The organism is Gemmatimonadota bacterium, assembly GCA_009838845.1.
Lineage (GTDB): Bacteria > Latescibacterota > UBA2968 > UBA2968 > UBA2968 > VXRD01.
Window position 1 is genome coordinate 21,910 of sequence record VXRD01000024.1, and the last position, 25,283, is coordinate 47,192.

20 protein-coding genes are annotated in these 25,283 nt (G+C 50.4%); 10 read left to right on the forward strand and 10 right to left on the reverse strand.

The window, feature by feature from the left end; all coding sequences use genetic code 11:
* Positions 1-88: 88 nt before the first annotated feature.
* Together F4Y39_03715 and F4Y39_03720 are read left to right on the forward strand one after the other, a co-directional pair.
* The gene (locus F4Y39_03715; protein ID MYC12811.1) at positions 89-646 is read left to right on the forward strand and encodes a 5-formyltetrahydrofolate cyclo-ligase; all 558 of its coding nucleotides are present in this window, start codon (positions 89-91) and stop codon (positions 644-646) included.
* Positions 647-662: 16 nt separating this feature from the next.
* Positions 663-1,451 (forward strand): pentapeptide repeat-containing protein, encoded by a 789-nt coding sequence (locus F4Y39_03720; protein ID MYC12812.1) that lies wholly within the window; start codon positions 663-665, stop codon positions 1,449-1,451.
* 83 nt (positions 1,452-1,534) lie between these two features.
* Here F4Y39_03720 and glnA read toward each other — a convergent pair whose 3' ends face one another.
* Positions 1,535-2,953, reverse strand: a complete 1,419-nt coding sequence (glnA, locus tag F4Y39_03725) for a type I glutamate--ammonia ligase (GenBank protein MYC12813.1) — start codon at positions 2,951-2,953, stop codon at positions 1,535-1,537.
* 352 nt (positions 2,954-3,305) lie between these two features.
* Between glnA and F4Y39_03730 the strand changes: the two genes are divergently transcribed.
* The 5 genes from F4Y39_03730 to F4Y39_03750 all read left to right on the forward strand — a co-directional run bounded on the left by F4Y39_03730 (position 3,306) and on the right by F4Y39_03750 (position 8,601).
* Positions 3,306-4,877 (forward strand): hypothetical protein, encoded by a 1,572-nt coding sequence (locus F4Y39_03730; GenBank protein MYC12814.1) that lies wholly within the window; start codon positions 3,306-3,308, stop codon positions 4,875-4,877.
* A gap of 173 nt (positions 4,878-5,050) precedes the next feature.
* Positions 5,051-6,076, forward strand: coding sequence for a heat-inducible transcription repressor HrcA (gene hrcA, locus F4Y39_03735; GenBank protein ID MYC12815.1), 1,026 nt, complete (start codon positions 5,051-5,053; stop codon positions 6,074-6,076).
* Between the two features lie 18 nt (positions 6,077-6,094).
* Entirely contained in the window at positions 6,095-6,757 is a 663-nt protein-coding gene (locus tag F4Y39_03740; protein ID MYC12816.1) for a nucleotide exchange factor GrpE, read from the forward strand.
* A 49-nt stretch (positions 6,758-6,806) separates the two neighbouring features.
* Positions 6,807-7,961: a molecular chaperone DnaJ gene (dnaJ, locus tag F4Y39_03745; GenBank protein ID MYC12817.1), complete on the forward strand. Its 1,155-nt coding sequence runs from the start codon at positions 6,807-6,809 to the stop codon at positions 7,959-7,961.
* Positions 7,962-8,031: 70 nt separating this feature from the next.
* Positions 8,032-8,601 (forward strand): hypothetical protein, encoded by a 570-nt coding sequence (locus F4Y39_03750; protein MYC12818.1) that lies wholly within the window; start codon positions 8,032-8,034, stop codon positions 8,599-8,601.
* Positions 8,602-8,643: 42 nt separating this feature from the next.
* Here F4Y39_03750 and F4Y39_03755 read toward each other — a convergent pair whose 3' ends face one another.
* From F4Y39_03755 to F4Y39_03770, 4 genes are all read right to left on the reverse strand, one after another.
* Positions 8,644-10,551 (reverse strand): hypothetical protein, encoded by a 1,908-nt coding sequence (locus F4Y39_03755; GenBank protein MYC12819.1) that lies wholly within the window; start codon positions 10,549-10,551, stop codon positions 8,644-8,646.
* 37 nt (positions 10,552-10,588) lie between these two features.
* Positions 10,589-11,395: a 4-hydroxy-tetrahydrodipicolinate reductase gene (locus tag F4Y39_03760; protein MYC12820.1), complete on the reverse strand. Its 807-nt coding sequence runs from the start codon at positions 11,393-11,395 to the stop codon at positions 10,589-10,591.
* 21 nt (positions 11,396-11,416) lie between these two features.
* The gene (locus F4Y39_03765) at positions 11,417-12,445 is read right to left on the reverse strand and encodes a 4-hydroxy-tetrahydrodipicolinate synthase (protein MYC12821.1); all 1,029 of its coding nucleotides are present in this window, start codon (positions 12,443-12,445) and stop codon (positions 11,417-11,419) included.
* 334 nt (positions 12,446-12,779) lie between these two features.
* Positions 12,780-13,754, reverse strand: a complete 975-nt coding sequence (locus tag F4Y39_03770; protein MYC12822.1) for an Ldh family oxidoreductase — start codon at positions 13,752-13,754, stop codon at positions 12,780-12,782.
* Here F4Y39_03770 and F4Y39_03775 point away from each other — a divergent pair.
* The 3 genes from F4Y39_03775 to F4Y39_03785 are packed head-to-tail and all read left to right on the forward strand — an operon-like array spanning position 13,674 to position 17,293.
* Positions 13,674-15,119, forward strand: coding sequence for an insulinase family protein (locus F4Y39_03775; protein MYC12823.1), 1,446 nt, complete (start codon positions 13,674-13,676; stop codon positions 15,117-15,119). The genes F4Y39_03770 and F4Y39_03775 overlap by 81 nt on opposite strands.
* 31 nt (positions 15,120-15,150) lie before the next feature.
* Positions 15,151-16,014 carry a hypothetical protein gene (locus F4Y39_03780; GenBank protein MYC12824.1) on the forward strand — a complete coding sequence of 288 codons (864 nt, stop codon included), beginning with the start codon at positions 15,151-15,153 and terminating at the stop codon, positions 16,012-16,014.
* Positions 15,929-17,293 (forward strand): insulinase family protein, encoded by a 1,365-nt coding sequence (locus tag F4Y39_03785; GenBank protein MYC12825.1) that lies wholly within the window; start codon positions 15,929-15,931, stop codon positions 17,291-17,293. Before F4Y39_03780 ends, F4Y39_03785 begins: the two co-directional genes overlap by 86 nt.
* Here the strand turns inward: F4Y39_03785 and F4Y39_03790 are convergent.
* The 5 genes from F4Y39_03790 to F4Y39_03810 all read right to left on the reverse strand — a co-directional run.
* Positions 17,290-18,159 (reverse strand): ABC transporter permease, encoded by an 870-nt coding sequence (locus F4Y39_03790; protein ID MYC12826.1) that lies wholly within the window; start codon positions 18,157-18,159, stop codon positions 17,290-17,292. The two genes, F4Y39_03785 and F4Y39_03790, sit on opposite strands and share 4 nt — an antisense overlap.
* 7 nt (positions 18,160-18,166) lie before the next feature.
* On the reverse strand, positions 18,167-19,177 hold the full coding sequence (locus F4Y39_03795) for an ABC transporter permease (GenBank protein MYC12827.1): 1,011 nt from the start codon (positions 19,175-19,177) through the stop codon (positions 18,167-18,169).
* 204 nt (positions 19,178-19,381) lie between these two features.
* The gene (locus F4Y39_03800; protein MYC12828.1) at positions 19,382-23,071 is read right to left on the reverse strand and encodes a hypothetical protein; all 3,690 of its coding nucleotides are present in this window, start codon (positions 23,069-23,071) and stop codon (positions 19,382-19,384) included.
* Positions 23,072-23,574: 503 nt separating this feature from the next.
* Positions 23,575-24,354 (reverse strand): HEPN domain-containing protein, encoded by a 780-nt coding sequence (locus F4Y39_03805; protein ID MYC12829.1) that lies wholly within the window; start codon positions 24,352-24,354, stop codon positions 23,575-23,577.
* Positions 24,355-24,570: 216 nt separating this feature from the next.
* The coding region (locus F4Y39_03810; protein MYC12830.1) for a hypothetical protein at positions 24,571-25,283 on the reverse strand (713 nt) is incomplete at its 5' end.

A 25,283-nucleotide genomic window follows, 5' to 3' on the forward strand; every position in this document is an offset into this window, starting at 1 on the left:
CGCCTGAATGCCGATAAATATAATAAAAATGTTGTGAAATTTTAACGGTTTAATTTATTAAAGTCAAGCGAGAAGCGAGAAACTTATTATGACAAAGCCAGATCTAAAACGTAGCCTTCACACCGAGCGTATCCAAATGTCCGAACGAGTTGTTCGCGAGAAGAGTTTGCGTATTTATCGCCAGCTAATCGATATGCCAGCATACCAGCTTGCACGGTGCATCGCCTGTTATGTGTCGATAAAAAATGAAGTGGATACGAGAATAGTGATCCAAAAAGCAATTGACAGCGGCAAACAGGTGGGAGTACCTGTTACGCGGAAAGATGGGGATATGAATTTTCAGGCAATTGCGGGACTGAGCGATCTGCGACCTGTGCATTATGGCTTGCGCGAACCGGTTCCAGATTCCCAAAAGGTGTTGTTGTCTCATACTATTGACCTGATCCTCATTCCGGGTATCGCTTTTGATCGCCGTGGGCATCGGATTGGATCGGGTGGTGGATATTATGACCGATTTCTGGCACGGACGGAAGCAGTTCGAATCGGTTTATCTTATGCCTTTCAGATCATAGATCGCGTGCCTGCCGAGCCACACGATGTGAAGATGGATTTGATCGTAACCGAAAACGAGGTCATCAAAATTTAGCGAAGGGAGAAATCACATGCCCATAACTCTTTCACCTGCACAGATGCGCGAGATCCTTGCACGACATCAAGCCTGGATAGCGTCCAACGGGACAGAGGGAGCACGCGCTGATTTGGTCGGTGCAAATCTAAACCGAGCGGAATTGCAGAATGCCGCATTACAACACGCCGATATGCGCGAAGCCATTCTCAGTGGCGCGCAGTTGCGGGGTGCAAATTTATCGGGTGCGAACTTACAGCGCGCGCGTCTTTTACAGGCTAATTTGCGCGATGCAAATCTCGAAGGTGCTGATCTGAGCGGGGCGTTCTTGCAGAATGCGATCCTTACAAGAGCGAATATGAAAGGCGCACAGGTCTCGCCAGCCGATTTGGAATTGGCTGATCTCAGCGGTGCAAATATGGAAGACGCAAATTTTGAGGAGGCAAAATTGGTGGGGTGCAATTTGCGTGACGCCAGATGCAAAAATGCGAATTTTTATAAGGCCAATTTGTCAGAGGCCATATTGGTCAAGGTGGATTTCGAAAATGCCACCTTGCGTACAGCAGATATTAGAAAGTCTGATTTGACCGATACCAATTTGAGGGGGGCCAATCTGCAAAGTGCCAGGCTCCAGGAGGCCGATCTCGTCAAAGTGGATTTGCGCCAGGCCAATCTCCAGCGCGCCCGCATGCAAAAAACAGATCTCTTTAAAGCCCAGTTTGACAACGCCGACATGCGCGGTGCCGATGTCCGAGATGCGATTGGCTTTTCACAAAAACATCTGGATGTGGTGAGGTGGGATGAGAAGACGAAGTTGAGGGATTGAGAGGGGTTAGAGACTGAAAAAAAAGCAGGTGGCCGAAAATATAACCACCTGCTTTTTTGTGCCTCTAAAAACGGCTTATACTATTACACATCGAAGTAAAGTGCGAATTCGTGTGGATGAGGACGCTGGTTGATGGCGTCAACTTCGTTTTCGCGCTTGTATTCGATCCAGGTTTCGATCACGTCTTCGGTAAAGACATCACCTTTGAGCAGGAAGTCGTGATCCGCCGCCAATGCATCGAGGGCATCGGACAGTGAACCCGGTGTCTGCGGGATGGATGCCGCTTCTTCGGGTTCGAGGTCGTAGAGGTTTTTGTCGAGCGGATCCCCTGGATGAATTTTGTTTTGAATGCCGTCCAGGCCAGCCATTAACATGGCCGCGAAAGCCAGGTAGGGATTGGCACTCGGGTCCGGACACCGAAATTCGACGCGCTTGGCTTTGGGACTTTGAGAATACATCGGGAGGCGTATTGCAGCACTGCGATTGCGCTGCGAATAGGCCAGATTGACCGGGGCTTCATACCCGGGTACCAGACGCTTAAACGAGTTGGTGGTCGGGTTGGTCAATGCGATCAACGCATCGGCGTGTTTGAGAATGCCGCCGATATAGTGCAGTGCCATTTCGCTCAGACCCGCGTATCCCGACCCGGCAAAGAGAGGCTCATCGCCTTTCCAGATGCTCTGGTGCGTGTGCATGCCCGTGCCATTGTCTTCAAAAAGCGGTTTGGGCATAAAGGTAGCGGTTTTGCCGTGTTTGTGTGCCACGTTTTTGACAATGTATTTGTACCAGGTCATTCTGTCGGCGCATGTGACCATCGGGCAGAACCGAATGTCGATTTCGCCCTGACCACCGGTTGATACTTCGTGGTGGTGAACTTCAATGTCAATGCCGACCTCTTCCATGGTCAGCACCATTTCGGTACGTATATTTTGCAGCGTGTCGTGGGGCGGCACGGGGAAATAGCCTTCTTTGTGGCGGGGTTTGTAACCGAGGTTGGGACCTTCATCTCTGCCCGAATTCCAGTAGCCTTCAACCGAATCCACGCTGTGAAAGGCGTGGTTTGACCCTTCGCCAAAGCGCACATCGTCAAAAACAAAAAATTCGGCTTCTGGACCGAAAAATGCCGTATCGCCAATGCCCGTGGATTGCATATAGGCTTCGGCTTTTTGAGCGACCGAACGCGGGTCGCGCGAATAGCCGCTTTTGGTGATGGGATCGGCAATATTACAGATCATTACGAGGGTGGGTTCTTCGAGGAAGGGATCGATCAACGCTGTGGCGGGATCGGGAATGACGAGCATGTCCGATTCGTTGATGGCCTGCCAGCCGCGAATACTGGATCCGTCAAAGCCGAGTCCGTCTTCAAAGGTTTCTTCTTCAATTTCGGAGGCCATGACAGTAAAATGCTGCCAATGTCCGGGAAAATCGGTAAATCGGAAATCGACAACTCTAATGCCCTGATCTGCGATCATTGCAAGAACATCTTGTGGCGTTTGGGCCATATTTTGCTCCTTTCATGGTGAGAAATGTGGCCTGGTATTGATAAATGAAAGGATCGACAGTTTTGCCGACCCGAAACATCGGCACGGAATATAGATGGTGTTTGTTTCCGCGTGATTTCTCATGTATTAAATATGTGTTACACTGTCGGGCGATGATACCCGAAAAACAAGATTCAATTATAGAAAAATACGAAAAAAACAAGGTCTAATTATATACATTTCTCTACAAGTTGCAAGACAATTTTTTTTACTGAAAAAGCAGTTGCCTTTCAATGGGACATGATCTACATTTTTCGGAGATGAGATGCAACGTCGTGTTGTCTCTAATTCACCCTCTTCAGGAGGATTGTTTATGTCGCGGTTGAATTCTCACAGAGTACTAACGGTCCTGGTCCTTGTCTTTATTGGATGGGGACAGGCAGATGCCCGTCCAGCACGGGTTGGTCAGTTGCCCAATGGCAGTATGATCGGGTGTGCTTCGTGTCATGTGAACCCAGGTGGCGGTGGTACTCTCACTTCTTTTGGCAGGGATATCAACAATAATTATCTAACGCAGCCTGGGCGCAGTGGTCAGGTTGTGTGGAATGCCATGCTCGCAATGCTCGATTCAGATGGCGATGGCGTTTCTAATGGTCAAGAATTGGGCGATCCAGATGGCGATGGTACACCAGATGCGAGCATTCAGGTGACAAACCCCGGCGATCCCAATAGTTTTGTACCACAACAGCCAGCTACGCCTGCTGTGACTTCGTTTGTAATTGGCGGTGTGACGCTTCAGGAAGATGTGAAGAATCCACCCGTGCCGAGTGGGATGCAGCAGTTTGAGATTACATTTAATGTTCCCATTAAAATTGAAAATGTGGGGGCTATTTCATATCCCGCAGGTTTGTTTGTAGCTATGCCAGCCATCAGCGAAGATCACATGAAGCTGACGGGCAGTGTCAATTTGCCCGAGGGAACGACCTATCAGATACTTATTGGCAATCCGGATGCAAATTTGTCCGAGGCGCAACAATATTTTCTGGGCACAGTGGAACTGTCAGATGCCGTTGTTTCCGGCGTGGGTATTTTGCCCGAGGGTTTTACACCGGGTCCAGGTGGCGCATTCCTGATTGATTCTGAATTGTATTCAAAAGCTCTGATGGATGGTACTGACCCGTTTGAAAGTGCTATTGTTCGTATTTCTAATTTCAATGTATTGGAATCCTTTCCTGAACAACTGGCATTTGAGTTGAAACATGTGCCGGATGGGTCTTACGCGCTATTTCTGAGTCAAGATGTGGTAGATGCACAGGGAGACACGGTTGCGTTAGGTGCTTATATGGGACTCAATCCCTTCACAGGTGAAGTTGACCCCGCGTCATTGATTCATGTTGTCGATGGTGCCAGCGCAACCGGTTTACAAGTCATGCTGGAAGAAATTACTGAGCCGGAACTCCTTGACATTAGAGAGGTCAGTGTTCAGAGTGTGAATGTTGAAACGAATTCGTTTTCCATCCAACGCAATGGTCAACAGGTGAACGTGGATGTCTCACAGGCTCTGATGATTACCCTTGATCAAAAGAGTGTTGAGGATATTATCGCAATATTCTTTTCTGGCAATGTTGAAAATCTTGTCCAGCTTATTTTTCCCATTACCGACTTGATGCCAGGTGATACCGTCTCTATTCTCGGATTGCCTATTTCCGGGACCGCAGTTCAAGCTTTAATCGTGATACGCCAGGCACCGTCTCAGACGCGCAGTGCTGATCTGAATGGCGATGGGAATGTCGATTTCTCCGATTTCTTGCTCTTTGCCGCTGCTTTCGGCACGAGCGAGGGAGTGCCGGGATACAATGCTGCGGCTGATTTGGACGGGGATGGTACGGTCGCATTTTCAGACTTTTTGATCTTTGCCAATGCCTTTGGCAAGCCCGTGGGGTAAAATTAAAAAATAAGCAGGTCTGAGATCGGAAACGGGTTGGTCGGGTAAGTCGGCCAACCCGTTTTTTGATGGGGCTTGACAATCGCTGTCTCTTCCTATATATATCATAAACTAACGTATCAACGCGGATAGGTCGTTTTCTACCCCTTTCATTCAGGCGGAAAGGGAATGCTATGACCGAACTGACACCTCGGGAAAAAGCAATTCTCGACATTTTGATTGGCACTTATGTCACCACAGGTGAGCCAGTGGGATCGCGCACAATTTCCAAGATGGATTTGGGACTCAGCGCGGCGACCATTCGAAACTCGATGGCCGACCTGGAAGAAAAAGGCTATTTGTACCAGCCTCACACTTCGGCTGGGAGGGTGCCGAGCGATAAGGGCTATCGTTACTATGTCGATATGCTGATGAATCGGGAGGAACTCGCCGAGGCGGCACAGCGGTCTATTCGGGATAGTGTTGAGCGTTTGCGAGAGGGCAACGCCGATGATTTACTGGTGCAAGTATCCAAAGTTTTGGCCGATGTATCGCACAATCTGGGCATTGCCCTTGGTCCTCAATTCACTCAGGGTATTTTTGAGCGTTTAGAAATGCTCAAGTTGAGCGAATCCAGGCTGCTGATGGTGATGACGATTCGGTCTGGATTGGTCAAGACGATGGTTGTCGAAATCGACTCAGAAATTGAAGGGGACGAGTTGGAAGAAACGCGGCGGGTGGTCAACCAGCGGCTTTCCGGGCTTACGATAGGCGAGATTATGGCATCTGTCAAAGAGCGGCTTGCGTCCGCATCGTCCGGGTCTCCCAAGCTGTTGCGTTTGCTTGCCAATAGTGCCGATCATTTATTCAGATTTCCGAGCAGTGCGGACTTGCATATGGATGGTACGCGCAATTTTTTTGGTCAGCCCGATTTTTCCAGCGAACGCCTTGCCGGTCTGATTGGTATGCTGGAAGCCCGTGAATACGTGGCGCATTTGTTGAGTGACCGCGCGCGCGATGCGGGTATTTCCATCACGATTGGCGATGAACACGAATCCCCCGCGCTCAAAGATTGCAGTTTGCTGACTTCTACGTATTCTGTGGGCAACGTGTCGGGCGTTATCGGTATTATTGGACCAACGCGATTGCCTTATGGTCGGCTCGTTCCCCTGGTGCAGTATATGGCAAATCTGACAGAAGAGATGCTGGATCGCAGGTAAAGGAGTTGTTGAGAACTTATGGCGCAGAAGAATGAAAAAAAAGAAGAAACACCGTTGGAAGAAAAAGTCGTGGAAGATGTAGATGCAGAGGTGGTGGAGGATGCGGAGGCAGAGGTGGCAAAAGATGAGGTTGATGAGGAGGCCGATCAATCGGAGGAGCCGAAGGGGAAGATAGAGGCTACTCCGTTATTTTTGGCCCGCGAAGAAGCCGAAATGTATAAAGATCGGTGGATGCGCCTTGCCGCTGAGTTTGAGAATTACAAAAAACGCAGGGCGCGAGAATTTGAGATCCTTGTGCAATCTGCCAGCGAAGATGTGATTCGCGATTTATTGCCCATTTTAGATGGGGTTGGTCGCGCGTTGGCACACAGCGAAAATGGGGATACAGAGTCAGAGGGATTTCAAGAGGGCATAAAAATGATTATGGAGCAATTTCCGCGCGTGCTCTACAATCGCAATCTGAAAGAAATTGAGACGGTTGGTAAACCATTTGATCCGAATGTGCATGAGGCATTGATGCAAATGCCATCTGAAGTCCACGGTGCCGGTATTGTCTCAGATGAGATTGAAAAAGGATATAGCCTGGGCGATAAGGTGTTGCGGCCAGCCAAGGTGGTGGTAAGTCAGGGCAAACCCGCACCGGAAGTTCAGGAAGAGGACGCGGATGCAGACAAACTATGAACAGGGTCGCAATTGTGCGGCTCTTTTTGCATGTTGATGGGAAAGGTTAATGGCCAAAAGAGATTATTACGAGATATTGGGTGTGGATCGCAATGCTTCCGAAGATGATATTAAGAAAGCTTATCGCAAGCACGCGCTGAAATATCACCCGGATCGCAATAAGGACAATCCACAGGCTGAGGAATTGTTTAAAGAAGGTGCCGAGGCATATGAAGTGTTGATGGATGCACAAAAGCGGCAGGCGTATGACCGGTTTGGACACGAGGGCGTCAGCAGTACCTTCCGGGGCGGTGGCTTTCAGTGGTCAGACTTTTCGCACGCTGGTGATTTTCAAGATATTTTTTCCAATCTGGATGAGATATTCGGCGGTGGTATCTTTGGCGATTTGTTTGGTCGGCGCAGCCCACGGCGGTCAAATCGCGGCGAAGATTTGAGGATTTCGATCAGTCTGACGTTAGAGGAGATTGCCGAGGGTGCTCAAAAAACCATTCGGCTGTCGCGGCTGGAGACCTGTGATACGTGCGGAGGTTCTGGTGCAAAGCCGGGAAGTTCCCCCGTAACATGCGATATGTGTGGTGGTGTGGGACAGATTCGGCAGGCCACGCGCTCCCTGTTTGGACAGTTTGTCAATGTCACAACTTGCCCGCAGTGCAATGGCAATGGCAACGTGGTGCGCGAGCGATGTGACAGTTGTCATGGGCAGGGGCGAGTGAAGATGCAGAAAGATCTTTCAGTCAATATCCCCGCTGGCATTTCCGAGGGCAATTATATTCCCCTGCGAGGGCAGGGCAATGCCGGGCCAAATGGCGGACCAGCGGGCGATTGTATGGTTTTTGTTGAAGAAGAAGAACACGACCATTTTGAAAGACACGGCAACGATATTGTGTATGACTTGCCCATTAGTTTTAGTCAGGCAGCTCTGGGAGCAGATATAGAAGTGCCAACGCTGACTGGTCGCGTGAGTATGAAAATTCCTGCGGGAACACAGTCGGGGCGGATTTTTAGATTGCGCGGCAAGGGTATTCCCGAATTGGATGGATATCGTACGGGCGATCAACTCGTGCGCGTGGCAGTCTGGACGCCCGCCAAATTGAGCAGGGAAGAAGAGGAGTTGTTTGCCAAGTTGGCAAAATTGGAAAACATACAGCCCCCAGAAGGTGGGAAAGGTTTTTTTGAGCGCTTTAAAGAAGCATTTGGAGGATAGTGTACATCACACGAAAAACAGGCGAGCGGTCCAAATTTTTGTTTGGGCCGCTTTTATATATGGAGGATTCATGAAACAGGTATTGGGTGTGGTATTATTTTGTCTGATCGCGGGATGTGCTGGAGAAGAAAAAGAGAAAGATCAGACTGTGACGCGACAAAAATTGGACACGCCAATGGGCGCCTGGTTTATGTATGCCGGGAGCGAGACCGGGGTGCGTGGAGAAGATGATCTGGAACGAGAAATTACAATTCTCGTGCTTAGCGACAGTACGTATTCACTGGCGGTGATAGAGCCTCACAACCAACGGAATTTTTCGGAAAAAGGGCAGGTGGCTTACGATATGCGCAATGGACAGATCAAGTTTACCGTGCATACTGCTACAGGTGCGGACTTTAGTGGGGCAGAACCTCGAAAACTGGTTGATGTCGATCCTCTGGTACCCTGGCAACGCGCCCCGGGGACAGAATATGTGATGATGTGGCGATTGGAGCAACAGAGGGATGAGAGCGGTGAAAATATGCGGGATGTGATGGTGCTTTCGGCAGAGGGACACGAAGAATCGTTTTTTGTACGCATCGAGAATCGGGAGGGAATAAGTGCTATTTTAAACGCGCAGATGAAAAGCGGGGATGAGTGATGTAACAGCCTCATCCCCGCTGATATCTGCATTGTGAACCGCTTATCCAGCAACTTCTTTGGCCAGTTCAACGCATCGCACCAAAAATGCGTCATACGCGGCCTTAAACTCGGTGGTGGTTTTTTGAACCGATCCAAATTCGGGCCAGTCGCTGGGTTCCATGCCCCGCGTTTGCCAGCCACTCAGATCAATTTGGACGTCATTCTCGAGAAAATCCTTTAGCGCAGGCGTCAGATCATAGCCCTTCTGAAAATCGGGCAATTCGTAAAGTCGCTGTGCTACGCCGGGTTCGTATTCATGGCTGATTGATCCCCTGAGTTCGTCCAGGTCAAAGTCGGGTTCTTCTGATACGAGTTGAACGGCGCGTTGATGGTTGGGAAATTCTGTATGGCACATGTTTTCGCCCAGTGCGTGAAGCGTGTCATCGGGGACGCGCTTGGACGCGGGCAGCACATCCATTGACGCCAAAATCCACTGTGCCTGATCTTCTGACAAACCGTAGGTGTCTGACAAGTAGGTAATCCATTTGGGCCGATTTTCAGGCGCGTAGAAAATCCAATGTACGCGTCGCGCAACGACTGTCCCCGCTTTTTTTAAATCGGCTTCGAGTTGCACAATTGCTTCTGAAGATTGACCGGCCGCTTCGGCAACTTTTAAGATTACGGGATGCTCCAGTGACTTCAGGTGGGCAAAAGAACATGTTGCGGCCGTTTGTTCTGCCAATGTCCCTTCGGGTATATCAACATCCAGATCAGAAGCGAGTTCGACGAGCAATTCACTGGCGCGATCTTCTGATAATGCTCCGAATAGCTTTTCGGCTTCTACTTCGCGCAAATGGCTTACAAACCGTCCACCCATATTTGTTTCATAAGTTCTCACGACTTGCTTACCCGCCTGTGCCGCTCTGGCTTTGCCTTCAAAGGCATCGATGACGAGTTGTACTTCCTGGGCAACGGTGTAAACGACCGTGTTATTTGTACCAATGCCTGCGCTGTTGAGCACGGTCGTGATTTTTCGCGCTGCTTCGTGTCCGCCGCCGACCTTGAATACGATATTGGGATCCAGGGTTATATCGCTGACGCCCAACAATTTGTCATATCCTTTCAAATAATCATCGGCAATGCGATATGCGTTGCGCGCATCTTCAATGCTGGCATCGGCCTGATCTGCGATATTGGGATTGAGTTGAAAGCTCACCATGTAGTCTTTCAGTCCCGTGTACATCGCCAGAGGCCGAAAGATTGAAAGATTGGGCCACAGCGCGATCAGTGTGGCAGCCATTACAATGTCATCGGCATATTTTTCGGGATCGACTTTCCACTCGTCGTGCCTGGCGATCTCGGCTTTGAGTTCATCGTCCAGCGAGGGGTCTTCGTCAAATGCTTTGGCAGCCAATACTGGATTTGTGGAGACCTGGCAAAAGCCGTAGTGCCGCAAGTATTCCAGACCGCGCGCAAAGTCATTGCCAAATTTACAGACATTTTCACCGATCATTTGCCAATACACACCGCCGCGCATATTGGTCTTGAGCAATTCCAAAAATGACCGTGCGGGATTGCCAGCGTCCAGATTTGACTCAATCCGCTCGGCTAATAATCCAGAGAGGCTATCGGCCAGGTTCACAGATTTCATGTCGGCCAAAAAATCATCTACAACACCAGTCGCGTGATCGCCTTCCAGATTATCGAGCGCGTCTAACACACTGTCGAGTGCTGCGTCTATTTCCTCAGCACCATATCCTACGATCTCGGCATCGCGTCCGACAAAGTTCATGCCCAACTGAATCAATGTCTTGCAAATTAAATCGCCAGAGGCTCCGCTATTTTTTATTGCGTCTAAGAGTTCATCTACGCGGCTCTGCAAAGAACCCGCCTGCGGTGAGATCAAAATCCGATCTGCCACAGCAAGGGTTTGTCCGGCATCAAATGCCGCATGCACATCAACACTCATGAATTTCCTCCTCTTTTACGTTTTACGTCTTACTTTTTTACCTCAACCCCAGTACATCGCGCATGTCATACAAACCCGGGGCGGCTCCAACGGCAAAGGGGATGGCCCGAATCACGCCAGAGGCGAATGTGTCGCGACTTTGTGCGCGATGGGCGAGTTCGATGGTTTCTCCAATGCCTCCGAACATGACCGTGTGTTCGCCGACGATATCGCCGGCACGAATGGCGTGTACGCCGATTTCTTCGCGTGTCCGCGCGCCCGTATCGCCATAGCGACCATATACGCCTACTTCTTGCAAGTTGCGATCCAATCCCCTTGCTGCGGCTTCGGCCAGTGCGTAAGCCGTTCCCGATGGCGCATCGGTTTTAAATCGATGGTGCGCTTCGACGATTTCTGTATCGTAATCGCCACCCAGAATACGCGCGGCTTCTTCGACGAGTTGGACTAATACTGTTACACCTACGCTGAAATTGGGCGCGAATACACAGGCCACGTCTTTAAGGGCATGTGTCATGGTCTCTACCTGATCGGACGACAATCCCGTTGTGCCAATGACCATCGGCACGCCAGCGCGTCCAGCTATTTCTGCTGCGACAACTGTCGGGTCGGGGGGCGCGGTGAATGCCGTGATTACATCGACATTGTCCGTCATAGCCTCGACCGTATCTACTACTGATATACCTTTGGGAGGAACGCCTATGACTTCGCCAATGTCTTTTCCAATTACGGGATGACCCGTAAACTCGACTCCACCGCCCAAATCCAGTCCTTCGGCTTCGAGGGTCAGATGAGCTATTCGCTGTCCCATCCGCCCGGCAATACCACAAATACCCACCTTAATCATAATTGCTCCAGAAAAAAGCTATCAATACGCCAGTCCATCCAGTACCGAATCATCGTTCAGGCGTTGCGCTATGTCTGTGCCAAAAAATGACGCTACGGGTGCGAATACCTCTGGGTTATTGGCCTGTACTTCGCGGGCAATGCCCAGTACGATGTCCAGTCCGGCGCGGTTCATTTTTCCCAATGGCTGGCGACAAGGTCCCGCTGGCATGCCCAAAATATTCATCAATGTTTTAACTGGCAATGGATTGCGCGCCTTGACTTCTGTCACACCGTAAGGTGTTTGTTCTTCGGATACAACGCCGACCATCCCAAATAAGGGTTTTAGTGCGGCGTGCAGGCGATCTGCTTCGTCCATGTCTCCGCTTTGGAGGGCGTGTACCATTTTTGTCACAGGACCGGGTGCCACATTGGATATTACACTGATTACACCTGCGGCGTCAATCTGGTCACTGGTCATCATGTCAAATGTTTTGTCGTCGTCACCCGACATGATCGAAAACGCATTGCCACAACATTCGCGGGTGCGCGCCATGTTGTCCAGATCGCCTGTGGCCTCTTTCACGGTGTTCACATTTTTGTATTCGGAATACAAGATGCCGAGGTCTTCTGGGAGCAATTTCGTGCCGGATCGACCGGGTATGACATAGGGGATCATGTCCAATTCGGGAAATGCACGGGCCACGGGTTCGACGTATTCTTTGCGAATTTCCAGAGAACTCGGTCCGTTGTAATAGGGATCGACGAGCAGGATGGAGTCTGCGCCTACTTGCGCGGCGTATTCAGCTGCTTTTAAGGTTTTTGCCGTGGAGTTGCTGCCCGCTCCCCCAATGGCACGGCATTGCTCTCGGGCCTGGCTGCACACTACGCGCGTGATCAAGCTTTGTTCATCACTGCTCAGGGTTGGACTCTCAGCCGTCGTGCCGCAGGCCAAAAGGCCATCAATCCCTTCAGAAATCTGAAATGCCACCAGTTTTTCCAGACCATCCTGGTCCAGGGCATGGTTGGCAGTCAGAGGTGTGATTAAGGCCGTATGACATCCTTGCAACATAAAAACCTCCAGTTTCTGCACTTTGCGATAAAAAAAGCGCTGGCTTCTCAAGGGTATCGCCAGACGCTAAACGCAGCAGAAAATCTCGCGAACAAGAGAGCTCTCCACGGAAACTTTTCCCGTGACAGTTCAGCAGATATTATCCACTGAACCAGCCCTGCCCTGTGGCGAAACAGGCCAGGACTTCGGCGAACGGTCCCTTTTTGTCGGCACAGTGGAGCAGTACTCCGTTTCGCCTCCTGCGCCGCATACTGATGATCGCTCGCGCCTCTACCCTTGCGGAACGGAAAGGTAGCCAACCACATTCGGGCTGTCAAGGGTAAAGAGGTGATCTCTATGCCAATTGCTGGAGTTCTTCCATTAATTCATCGTCGATATCCACACCCGACTGTATCCGCATCGCGCGTTCTCTGAAGGCGCGCTCACCCGGGATCAAAATTTCGGTTACGCCATCTGCGGGCATTGAGTTTTTAATGGTGTAGATGACTTCGCTAATTCCCGATTGAAAGATGTCCATCCCCAAAAAAATTGAGGGATCAATGGCCAGCATGAAAATCCCGTAATTTTTTCCCATTTCAGGTACGGGTGCAGCATTGAGCAAGATGCCGGAAAAGATTTGAATCATTACACTCAAAGCGTATCCTTTGTGTTCGCCAAAGGGCAATGCCCCACCCGCGCGCGCTTGCTCGGGGTCGGTGGTCGGCTTGCCATCTGGTCCCAGTGCGCGTCCTGGGGGAATTTCTTTGCCGTCTTTGAGTGCCACCAATATTTCGCCATTGGTGATTGCCGCGCACGAAAAATCGACCAGTACTTGACCTTCTGCTGAGGGAAATCCCGCTGCGATAGGATTTGTACCAAGTATGGGCTGCTGCCCGCCCCAGGGGACAATGCGCGGGCCTGTGTTGCACATAACCAGTCCTATCAGGCCCGCATCGGCTATCATAGAGGCGTAATAGCCCAGCATCCCACTGTGGCTCGTATCGCGCGCACCCACAACGCCCACCCCACTCTGTTTGGCTTTGTCAATCGCGGCGCAGGCACACCGATGTGCTACCAGATAGCCCAGATTATCTCGTCCATTGATGAGGGTATAAGCTGGCGCATCTTTTTCTACGACCATGGGCAATTGGGTACCTTGAGATACGCGTTCGGCAATGCCGGATAGGCGAATCATCCCATGTGTTGGGCGTCCGCGCAATTCGGCTTCGATCAAAATATCTGTCACAATATGCGCGTCAGGTGCGTCGAGTCCGCGATCGGTCAGGATAGATTGGCACAACGCACGCAAATTTTCGACTTTGACGTTCATGAAGATGATGACCTCCTGAAAGGAATAAGTGTCACAATATCTATTGACAATATATATTCATGTTATTACATGAGAAAAACCAATTGGGCAGTCACAGAGGCACTGCCCCTAAAATTTTATGTGAGGACCCCAATGTCCGAGCCACAAATTTATACTCTCGAAAACGGCATTCGCGTGGTTGTCGAACCCATGCCAGGTGCGCAATCGGCTGTTGTTGCGTTCCGTTTTACGTTTGGCGCAAAAGACGATCCCAACGACAGATTGGGCATTACGCGCATTGCAGAAGATGTTCTCTTTAAGGGTACGCCCAGGAACGACGCACGCGCCATATTTGACGCTTTTGACGGTCTTGGGATAAGGCGCAGTTCTTCGACTTCCGTCGAATACACCTCTTTTCTCGCGCAAGTCCTGCCCGACAAATTCAAACCCGCACTTGAACTTTATGCCGAACTTTTTCGCAGTGCATCTTTTCCCAGTGATCAGGTCGAGATCGCCAAGACCATCACGCTTGAGGAACTCAAACGCATGGAGGACAACCCCATACAACAGGCCATGTATATGACCTATAAGGCAGGGCTTGGTTCACCTATGGGCAGGATTCCTCTTGGAGAACCCGATACAGTGTCGGCTATTGTACCTGCGGGCGTTCGCCGCCATTGGGATGCACATTGCAGGCCAGGCCATTTGCTCATTGGGGTTGCAGGCGGCCTGGATGCGGAAACTGTAATCGAGACTGTTGGTGATGTTTTTGGCGGATGGGCAGGTAAAGCACCAGATAGCGGAGAGTCTCATCCCATTTCTGTTGCCGATCGCAGTGTACATCGCGAAAAGCCATCAGAGCAAGCCCATATTTGTCTGCTCTCTTGCGGTGTTCCACGAGGCCACGGTCTCTATTACGCGGGTCAACTCGTCATTGCCATTCTTTCCGGCGGCGGATCGAGCCGATTATTTACAGAGGTCCGCGAAAAACGCGGCCTGGCTTATAGTGTGTCGGCTTTTTATCAGGCATACCGCGGTGGCGGTCTGATGGCGGTTTATGCAGGCACAACTGCTGATCGCGCCCAGGAGACTCTGGATGTCTGCCAATCAGAGCTTGCGCGATTGCGCCGCGATGTCACTGCCGAAGAACTCGTCCGAGCCAAGACAGTACTCAAGGGCCGCCTTTTTACCATTGGCGATTTGCCCGAGGGCCGCGCTGGAGGTATTATTGAAGATTTATTTCTCGAGGGCCGCGTGCGAACAATTGACGAAATCGCCGCTGGCATTGATGCCGTTACCCTCGATCAGATTCCGCAATATATTGAGACTTTTCCCCCAAGACCTGGTACATTGCTGGTTTTAGGACCTCGATCGTTGGAGGGCTAAGAGGATCATTCAATTCTCACAGGAGCAATTTATGGCAACAATCGATGCAATACAATATTCGACACCAACCGATGAAGAGCGCGCTTTTTACGATGAAAATGGGTATATCGTGATTAAAAATGCCATTGAGCCCATCGGTTTGGATCGGGTGCGACGGGCGTTTGACCGCCGCGAGTCAGAGACGCTCGCAGAGCGGGAAGAAGAACTCCGGCTCGGCAAGTTCCGAAATGGCTATGGCAATGGGCCTCACGCGCATACTATTCGCCCGGATTTTGATACAGATGAGACCATTCTCGATCTGGCCAATAATCCCAGTGTTATTCCCTATGTCGAAAATATCGTCGGCCCGGATTATCAGGTGATGGAGATGCTCTATCACAATCACCATGCGGGTACTGCTGCACACACGAACTGGCACCGAGACTGGCCGCCCTGGACGCACCCGCAATATACGCTCAAGATTAAAGTTTTTTATTTTGTCGACGATCAGACCGAAGACATGGGATGCTTTTCACTGGTGCCTGGTACGCATACGAATTCGGATTATCCTCCCAAAGAAGAATATTCGGGAGATGCCCTGGAAACCATGCCCAATATGAGGAAGATGACTCTCAATGCCGGCGATGCCGTGCTGTGGAACGTGGTCTGCTGGCATACGGGATGTGCCAATACCAGTGCGATGGATCGGCGCATCGTTATTTATGGCTATATGCCCTTTTTTGTGAAAAAGTGGATCGCGAGTCCACCGCCGCAAAGCATTGTCAATTGGGCCGATACGCCCCAAAAACGACAACTGATGGGTATTCACTGTGTCGCCGGCAGACGCAGTTGGGATCGCTCTGATGTGCCCTATCTGCCCGAACACGAAGCTATTGCAATGGCGAAGAGTTTATAAGCTATCAGCTTTTACGTCTCACCGCTTTCTTCAGGAGCAACTCATGTCTTCACCGTTTTCCACGCATACCCTCGACAATGGTCTCACGCTTGTTTTTGAAACGATTCCGCGCATTCGTTCGGCTGCGCTGGGTTTTTTTGCCCAGACGGGATCGCGCGACGAAGCTCCCGATCTGTTGGGGATTTCACATTTTCTCGAACACATGTGTTTCAAGGGGACGCCCAGGCGCGACTGGCGGCAACTTTCGCTTGATGTCGATGATCTGGGCGCTATGTGGAATGCCTACACCTGGTGGGAAGGTACGGCCTATTTCCATTGGGTGCAAAGCGATCGCGCGACGGATTCTATCGAGATTCTCAGCGATATGATGCGCGCCAATTTGCCATCTGATGAGTTTGATATGGAAAAGAAGGTTATTCTCGAAGAGATTGCGATGTATCACGACCAGCCCGATGCGCTCATTATTGACGATCTCATTCAAGAGGCTTTTGGCACTCATCCCTTAGGGCAGAGTGTGCTGGGCACAGAGGATACGGTGAAGTCTATTACCCGCGATTTGATGGCTGAGTATCACCAGCGGCGCTATGGTCCCAATAATCTCACGTTTGTCATTACAGGTGCGTTTGATCGCGATGAGATTATTCGCGCGGTTGAGGCACATTGCGGAGGCTGGCAGGTGTCTGATCATGGTCGCGAGCAATCTATTCCGACTTTTCACGCTTCAAATCGCGTTGTGCAACGCGATGGTGTGGCGCGCGAACATATCGCGCTTGCGCTTCCCGCGCCACCGTCTTCCGATGACCATGCCGCTACTGCGGATCTGCTTTCTACTTATTTGGGGGCATCGACCAATAGCCGGCTCTACTGGTCTGTTATTCAACAGGGTCTGGCTGATGAAGCCTCGGCAGAGTATATCAATTTTAGCGATGCGGGGCTTTTTTATGTTTATTTGTCCGTGGATCCGCAAAATGCGTCTCAGGTTCTCGATATTGTGCGGCGCGAGATGGCGGATTTAAAAAATGGGATTGATAGTGATGCGCTCCAACGCGCCAAGACCAAGCAGGCTACGGGTATTATTTGCAGTGGGGAAAACGGCCTTTCTCGCTTTTCCCAAATTGTGGGTAGTCTGAGTACCAGCACGCCGCTCAAAACGCTCGAGGAAGAACGTGCGGAGATCGATGCTGTTACGCCAGAGCGCATTGCCGATTATCTCGAACAATATCCTCTCGATGCGGATCCCGCGCTTGTCGCACTCGGCCCGATGGCTGAATTGGATTAAGCCTTTGGATCCAGTGCGTCTCGCAGACCATCGCCGACCAGATTAAATGCCAGTACTGTGAAAAAGATCGCTCCACCAGGGAAGGTGAGTACCCAGGGTGCGCGCACAATCAGTTCGCGTCCCTGACTCAACATCGCTCCCCATTCGGGTGTTGGGGGTTGCGCGCCCAGGCCGAGAAAGCTCAGTCCAGCAGCGTCGAGGATCGCGGTTGCCAATCCCAATGTTGCCTGGACGATTAATGGGGCGAGGCAATTGGGCAAGACGGCGACGCATAGTATGCGCCAATCCGATGCCCCCAGGGCGCGTGCGGCCATGACATAATCGGTTTCTCGTACGGTTAAGACGGACGCGCGAACCAGGCGCGCATATTGCGGCATAGCTACAATGCCGACGGCCAACATCGCATTTTCCAGGCCGGGTCCCAAAATAGCTACGATGCCGATTGCGAGCAATATGCTCGGAAAGGCGAGTAGTAGATCCATCAGTCGCATCAATATTTGATCTATCCACCCCCCCCAGTAGCCCGCGACGACCCCAATACAGGTGCCCAGTATAAGGGCGATCAATACGGCGAATACTCCGACGCGCAGGGATATCCGTGCGCCATAGATGACGCGGCTCAATATGTCTCGGCCAAAGTCATCTGTGCCAAACGGGTGTTCGAGCGTTGGGGGTGACAGGCGATTGTAGAGTGCCTGCGCCATTGGATCGGCAGGGGCTATCAAAGGTGCTGCGAATGCCAGGAGTAGAAAGCCGCCGATCAATACGCTTCCCACAATGGAGAGACGGTTTTTTCGCAATCGCTGCCAGATCAATAGCGCGGTGGTTTGCGGTGGCGTTTGTAAGGTGTCTTGAATGTGTGCCATTGCGCTTCTATTCCTTACCGTATTTGATCCGTGGATCCAGCCAGGCGTATAACAGATCTGCGATCAGGTTGATCAGGACAAAGGTCGTAGCGACGATTAGTACGCCTCCTTGAATTGCTCGAAAGTCGCGTGCGTAAACCGAGAGGAGCAACCAGCGCCCGACCCCGGGCCAGGCAAAGATACTTTCGGTCAAGACGGCGCCGCCCAATAGATAGCCGAATTGCAAGCTGATTACGGTTAAGACGGGGATAAACGCGTTTTTTAGTGCGTGGCGCAAGATGACGACCCGTTCAGATAAGCCTTTTGCCCAGGCAGTGCGCACATAATCTTCGCGCAAGACTTCCAGCAAGCTCGACCGGGTCATGCGCGCGATAACAGCGGCGGGCACGGTGCCCAGGGTTATGCCCGGCAAGATTAAATGCCAGAGGGCATCCCCAAAACTCGGAAGATCACCTGTGAGCAGGCTGTCTATGAGGTAAAATCCCGTTAGTGTGGGTATAAATACATGGGAGCTGAGCCGTCCGGAGACGGGGAATAACGGTAGGGAGACCGCAAGGGCGAGGATGAGCAGTAATCCCAGCCAGAATATAGGTACTGAGACTCCTGCCAGCGATGCGGTCATGCCGATATAATCCCACCAGGTGCCGCGTCGGACTGCGGATGCTATACCTGCTCCAATGCCGAGTATGCAGGCGAATACCATGCTCGCGAAGGTGAGTTCCATGGTGGCGGGAAAACGCGCCATTAGTTCGACGGATACGCGTTCGTGCGATTTAATTGACCGCCCCAGGTCGCCTTGTAGCAGGTCGGATAGATAGCGTCCAAATTGCACATGTAATGGCTGGTCCAAGCCCAGGTCGCGCCTCAGAGCAGCCAGACTTTCGGCACTTGCTCGTTCGCCCAGCATGATCTGCGCCGGGTCTCCAGGTACGAGGTGTACCATAAAAAAAACCAGCACTGTAATGCCCAATAATGTGGGGATCAGTGCCAGTAGTCTTTTGAGGATGTAGATGTGCATGGGAAGATACTAAAAAAAGTTGTAGAGTGTAATGAACTCAAACAATATCCGATAAATTTAACCCACGCGCAATATCCATTCACAGAACGCGCTTGACGTGTCAGTGGAAACGTAAAAAAAGAAACGGCGGTGGGTGTTATTGCCCACTGCCGTTTTTATTTCTGACCACAAAGGTGTCTTCTCGATGGCGCAAAAACCGAGGTGTCAAAAATTATGCAAGCGACCATTTCTCAAATTATAGAAGAAACCCAACGGTTTATAGATATAATCGCCAGCCTTCCATTTTCCCATCCCCAATGGTTCCATCATCTGGAGGGGTATCCCCCGTTCTTTGTTATTCACCGTGGGCTTCGATGTGCCAAAATCCACATTAACCCCTCTGTTCTCAAGGGCTGGAATGTGTATGTTGATTGATGTGGCACTCAAGGGGTTGTTCCTTACTTCAATCCAGTCTCCTTCACCCAATCCCGTGTTTGCCACCAGCGGCGCGAGGTCTGAGATGCTGTTGTCGTTAAGTTCCAACCCTTTCAGGTTGATTAAGTTAGATATCGATGCCACATTCGCTATGCTGTTGTCGTCAAGACCCAGCAATTTCAGGTTGATTAAATTAGATAGCGGTGTCACATTCGCTATGTTGTTGTCGGAAAGATTCAGCAATTCCAGACGGGTTGAGTTAGATATCGGTGTCATATCCGATATGCTGTTGTCGTAAAGATCCAGCCATCTTAGATTGGTCAAGTTGGATAGCGGTGCCACATCAGATATGCCGTTGTTGTCAAGTTCCAGCCATTCCAGGCTGGTCAAATTAGATATCGGCATCACATTCGATATGCTGTTGTCTTCAAGGTCCAGCCATTCCAGTCGGGTCAAGTTAGATAGTGGTGTCACATCTGATATGTTGTTTTCGTAAAGAGTCAGAGCTCTTAGATTGGTCAAGTTAGATAGTGGTGCCACATCCGATATGCTGTTGTCGGAAAGATCCAGCATTATCAGGTTATTCAAGTTAGATAGAAGCGTCACAAGCGGCGTCACATTCGCTATGCTGTTGTCGGAAAGAGACAGGACTCTTAGCCTGGTCAAGTTAGATAGCGGCGTCAGATTCGATATGCTTGTGCCGGAAAGAAACAGTGCTTCCAGACTGGTTAATCCTGACAGTGCAGACATATTCGCTATGCCGTTGCCGGAAAGATCCAGCGATTTCAGATTGGTCAAATTAGCTATTGGCATCACATCCGATAGGCTGTTGTAAGAAAGATCCAGCAATTCCAGACTGGTTAATCCTGACAGTGCAGACATATTCGCTATGCTGTTGTCGGAAAGACCCAGGACTCTTAGTCTGGTCAAGTTAGATAGGGGTGTCACATTTGATATGCTTGTGCCGGAAAGATCCAGCACTTCCAGATTGGTCAAGTTAGATAGCGGTGCCAAATCCGATATGCTGTTATAGGAAAGATCCAGGACTCTTAACCTAGTCAAGTTAGATAGTGGCGTCACATCCGATATGCTGTTGACGGAAAAGTTGAAGGAAAAGTTAATCCATAGTTCTATTAGATTGGTCAAGTATAGCGAAAGGTTGTTGAATAGCTCATTGATGTTTACCTCCCCCAATCTCCCTTCGTTTCCACCGAGGACCAACTCTGTCAGGTTAATTGCAAACTCAAGCCCGGTCAGGTCGCGAATATTCTCGTTCGATGCATTAAGGCGAGTTAAGGTCGCCATCTCTGCCTGCGTGATTGGCGCATGGATTGATTTGCCGAGACTTGTCGCAATGATCGCATGCAGGTTTGCATCCGGAATGACAACGTCCGTTGCACTGCCACCACCAGGGGGCGGAGTGGGCGGTGGTACGCCACCACTGCCACCACCAGGGGTGTAGAGTACACTAATCCCTCTGCTCTGAAGGGCTGGGATGTGTGTGTTGATTGATGTGGCACTCAAGGGGTTGTTACTTACTTCAATCCAATCTCCTTCACCCAATCCTGCATTTGCCACCAGCGGCGCGAGGTCCGAGATGCTGTTGTTGTCAAGCCCCAGCCATTCCAGCCGGGTTAAATTAGATAGCGGTGCCACACTCGATATGCTGTTGTCGGAAAGATCCAGTTCTATCAGGCTGGTCAAGTTAGATAGCGGCGTCACATTCGCTATGCTGTTATAGGAAAGATCCAGCCATTCCAGACTGGTTAATCCTGACAGTGCAGACACATTCGATATGCTGTTGCCAGCAAGAGTCAGTGATCTTAGGCTGGTCAAGTTCGATAGCGGTGCCACACTCGATATGCTGTTGAAGGAAAGCTCCAGTCCTTTTAGCCTGGTCAAGTTCGATAGTGGTGCCACATTCGATATGCTGTTGACGTCAAGCCACAGCGCTTCCAGATTGGTCAAGTTCGATAGCGGTGCTACATCCGATATGCTGTTGCCGGAAAGATACAGTCGTTCCAGACGGGTTAAATTAGATAGCGGCGAAAGGTTGGATATCTCGTTGCTGTTCACCCACTCTCCACCCACACCCACTCCCTCTCCTTCGAGATCCAACGCTGTCAGGTTAATAGCAAACTCAAGCCCGGTCAGATCGCGAATATTCTTGTTCCGAGCAGCAAGGTGAGTTAAGCTCGCCAACTCTGCCTGCGTGATTGGCGCATCGCTTGACTTGCCGAGACTGTCCGCAATGACCGCACGCAGGCTCGCATCTGGAATGGCAACGTTCGTTGTGCTGCCGCCACCCCCACCGCCACTGCCACGGGTATAGAGTACACTAATCCCTCTGCTTTGAAGGGCTGGGATGTGTGTGTTGATTGATGTGGCACTCAAGGGGTTGTTACTTACATCAAACTCATCTCCCTCACCCAATCCCGTGTTTGCCACCAGCGGCGCGAGGTCTGAGATGCTGTTGTGGTTAAGCCACAGCTCTTCCAGCCGGGTTAAATTAGATAGCGGTGCCACATTCGATATGCTGTTGTTGTCAAGAAACAGTGCTTCCAGACTGGTTGAGTTAGATAGTGGCGTCACATCCGATATGCTGTTGTTAGAAAGACTCAGCACTTCCAGACTGGTCAAGTTGGATAGGGGTGTCACATCTGATATGCTGTTGCTGGAAAGACTTAGTGATCTTAGGTTGGTTAAGTTAGATAGTGGCGTCACGTCCGATATGCTATTGCCGGAGAGATACAGCCGTTCCAGACTGGTCAAATTAGATAGGGGTGCCACATCAGATATGCTGTTGTAGGAAAGATACAACAATTTTAAGCTGGTTAAGTTAGATAGTGGCGTCGCATCCGATATGCTGCTGCTGCCAAGATACAGCCGTTCCAGACTGGTCAAATTAGATAGCGGCGAAAGGTTGGATATTTCGTTGCTGTTCACTATATCCCCTGCACCAAGGTTCAACTCTGTCAGGTTAATAGCAAACTCAAGCCCGGTCAGATCGCGAATATTCTCGTTCGATGCATCAAGGCGAGTTAAGGTCGCCATCTCTGCCTGAGTGATTGGCGCATCGCTCGCCTTGCCGAGACTGTCCGCAATGACCGCACGCAGATTCGCATCCGGAATGGCAACCTGCGTTGCACTATCAGGGGGAGATACCTCTTTGCCAAAGCTGGCACTGAAGATCAGAAAATCGGAAAATCCAATTGCGCCATCGCTGTCCAGATCATACTTTGCCTCATATCTTCCATCGCCCTGACGTGCCCCAAACAGACCTGACAACGCCAAAAAGTCAGAGAAGCCAACTATACCATCGCCATCAAAATCAGGGGATACATTAACAGATGTGACCGCTTGATCACCCGCCGCACTGTTCGCATCTATGGAAAAAGAAAAACTATTCTGCGCTGGAAGAAATAGCGGATGTATCAAAAACGCGAGTGTGGATAGTGTGAACAAAATCAGGTTACGCATTGGTTTCTCTTTTCATTTAAGACTGCAATCACACAATAGTGTGAACAGATTTGCCTAACGGGTTGCTCGGGCCTTTTTTAATAAATAGCGCATGTTGGCATCAATCTGAGATACTTTAATTTGCTTGAATGATACTTTTTTCAGATAGTTATGGAAAAATTTACACAAACGTTCGCAAAGTCAATGCCAAACCTTTGTCCTAACGTTCAGAATTTGTCCCAGATTCCATTTTTTTGATATGTGGTTTTATTTTTACGCTGCACATCTTGCTAAAAGTCGATAAAGACGTAAATCCACACTGATAGGCAATGTTTAAAATGAAATCTTTAGGCCTGTGTCATTGAGGCTCTAATAGGAAAAGCCCAACGGTTTAGAGGAGGCCGTTGGGCTTTTGTGTGGTTTTCTATTCCCATTATGTTTGGCGAGAAAGCGATACAAGTCCTTAAAATGGGTTAAGCAGCAGGATTGTCTCCAAATGATTCAATCATGAAGAGTTTTTCTTTTTAATCAGCCATTTTGCTCAGCGTCCGAATGCGGGCGATGGTGGTCTCTACGGTCTCGGTTACTGCAGCGAGCAACTCGAAGCGATCTTCCACGCTGACCTCTGTGCCGTGGTACCGGTATCTTACGGCATACTTAGTCAGCCAGGTCAATTTTTCACCGGCGGGGATATTGTTCTCTTCGGGATGGGTTCGGATGATGGCGGACAGGTCGGATAGGTCGTGGGTGTTTTTGTAGTCGGTATCGAGTGCTGAAATCCAGCCTTTTAGCGCGTTTTCAAGGGCCTGTTGGGCGTGGAAACCGATGGCCTCCGGTGCCGAATTTGCCTCTACCAGGTCTTCCAGAACGCGGAGTTCCCGTTCGGCATTGATGATTCGCTGTCGTATGTCGGGCCAGTTGGTTGGTTCCGGGTTGTCATAGATTATTTTTGCGCCATGTATATCGACGCCATCGCGGACAGCCTGCCCTGCGACATGATTTCGGGCACGGCGACCGTCGTGGAAAACGTCCTCGCTCAGGTGGACCAGATCGACACCCATGGAGTGGCCGTAAACTTCCTGGACTTTGCGGCGAGCCGCCTCACTCGTGCGCATGTATTCCTGCCGGTCTATCTGCTGGGAGTCCGTGATGATGAGCAGGTCAATATCGGAATCGGGCGTAAAGTCGCCCCGAGCGCGGGATCCGAACAGAATGACGGTGTTGGGATGGACTACGTCACAGACCGCACGAGCGACAGCGCAGGCTTTGGGATCGGGATGCAACTGTGTTGTCGTATCTGACATGGTATCAATTCTCTGGATTGGGATAAATCTGTCGGAGCGGTGTACAATGAGGTTCAGTTGTACGCTATAGATACAGGATTTTGGAGATCAGAGCAAGAGTCGCTTTTAAAAAAGATGTCCGATACATTAAAAGAAACGGCGGTGAGTATTACAACCCACTGCCGTTTTTTATTTTTGACCACAAAGTGATTTCTCGGTGGTGTGAAAAACGAAGTGTCAAAAGTTATTCAAGCGACCTTTATCGCCCACCTTCCATTTTTTCAGCCCTAACGGTTCTATCATCCGGAGGGGCATCCTCAGTTCTTTGTTTTTCACCGCGGGCTTCGATGCGCTAAAATCTACCTCGACCCCTCTGCTCTGAAGGGCTGGGATGTGTGTGTTGATTGATGTGGCACTCAAGGGGTTGTTGCTCACATCAACCTCATCTCCACTACCCAATCCCGTGTTTGCCACCAGCGGCGCGAGGTCTGAGATGCTGTTGTTGCCAAGACCCAGCCATTTCAAGCTGGTCAAGTTAGATAGTGGCGTCACATCCGATATGTTGTTGCTGCTAAGAAACAGCGTTTCCAGACTGGTCAAATTAGATAGTGGCGTCACATCCGATATGTTGTTGCTGCTAAGAAACAGCGTTTCCAGACTGGTCAAATTAGATAGTGGCGTCACATCCGATATGCTGTTGTTTTCAAGAAACAGCCGTTCCAGACTGGTCAAGTTAGATAGGGGCGAAAGGTTGGATATCTCGTTACTGTTTACCCACTCCCCTCCCACATACGTTCCACCGAGATCCAACACTGTCAGATTAGTTGCAAACTCAAGCCCGGTCAGATTCGATATGCTGTTGTTGTTAAGAAACAGCCATTCCAAGCTGGTCAAGTTAGATAGTGGCGTCACATCCGATATGCTGTTGTTTTCAAGAAACAGCCGTTCCA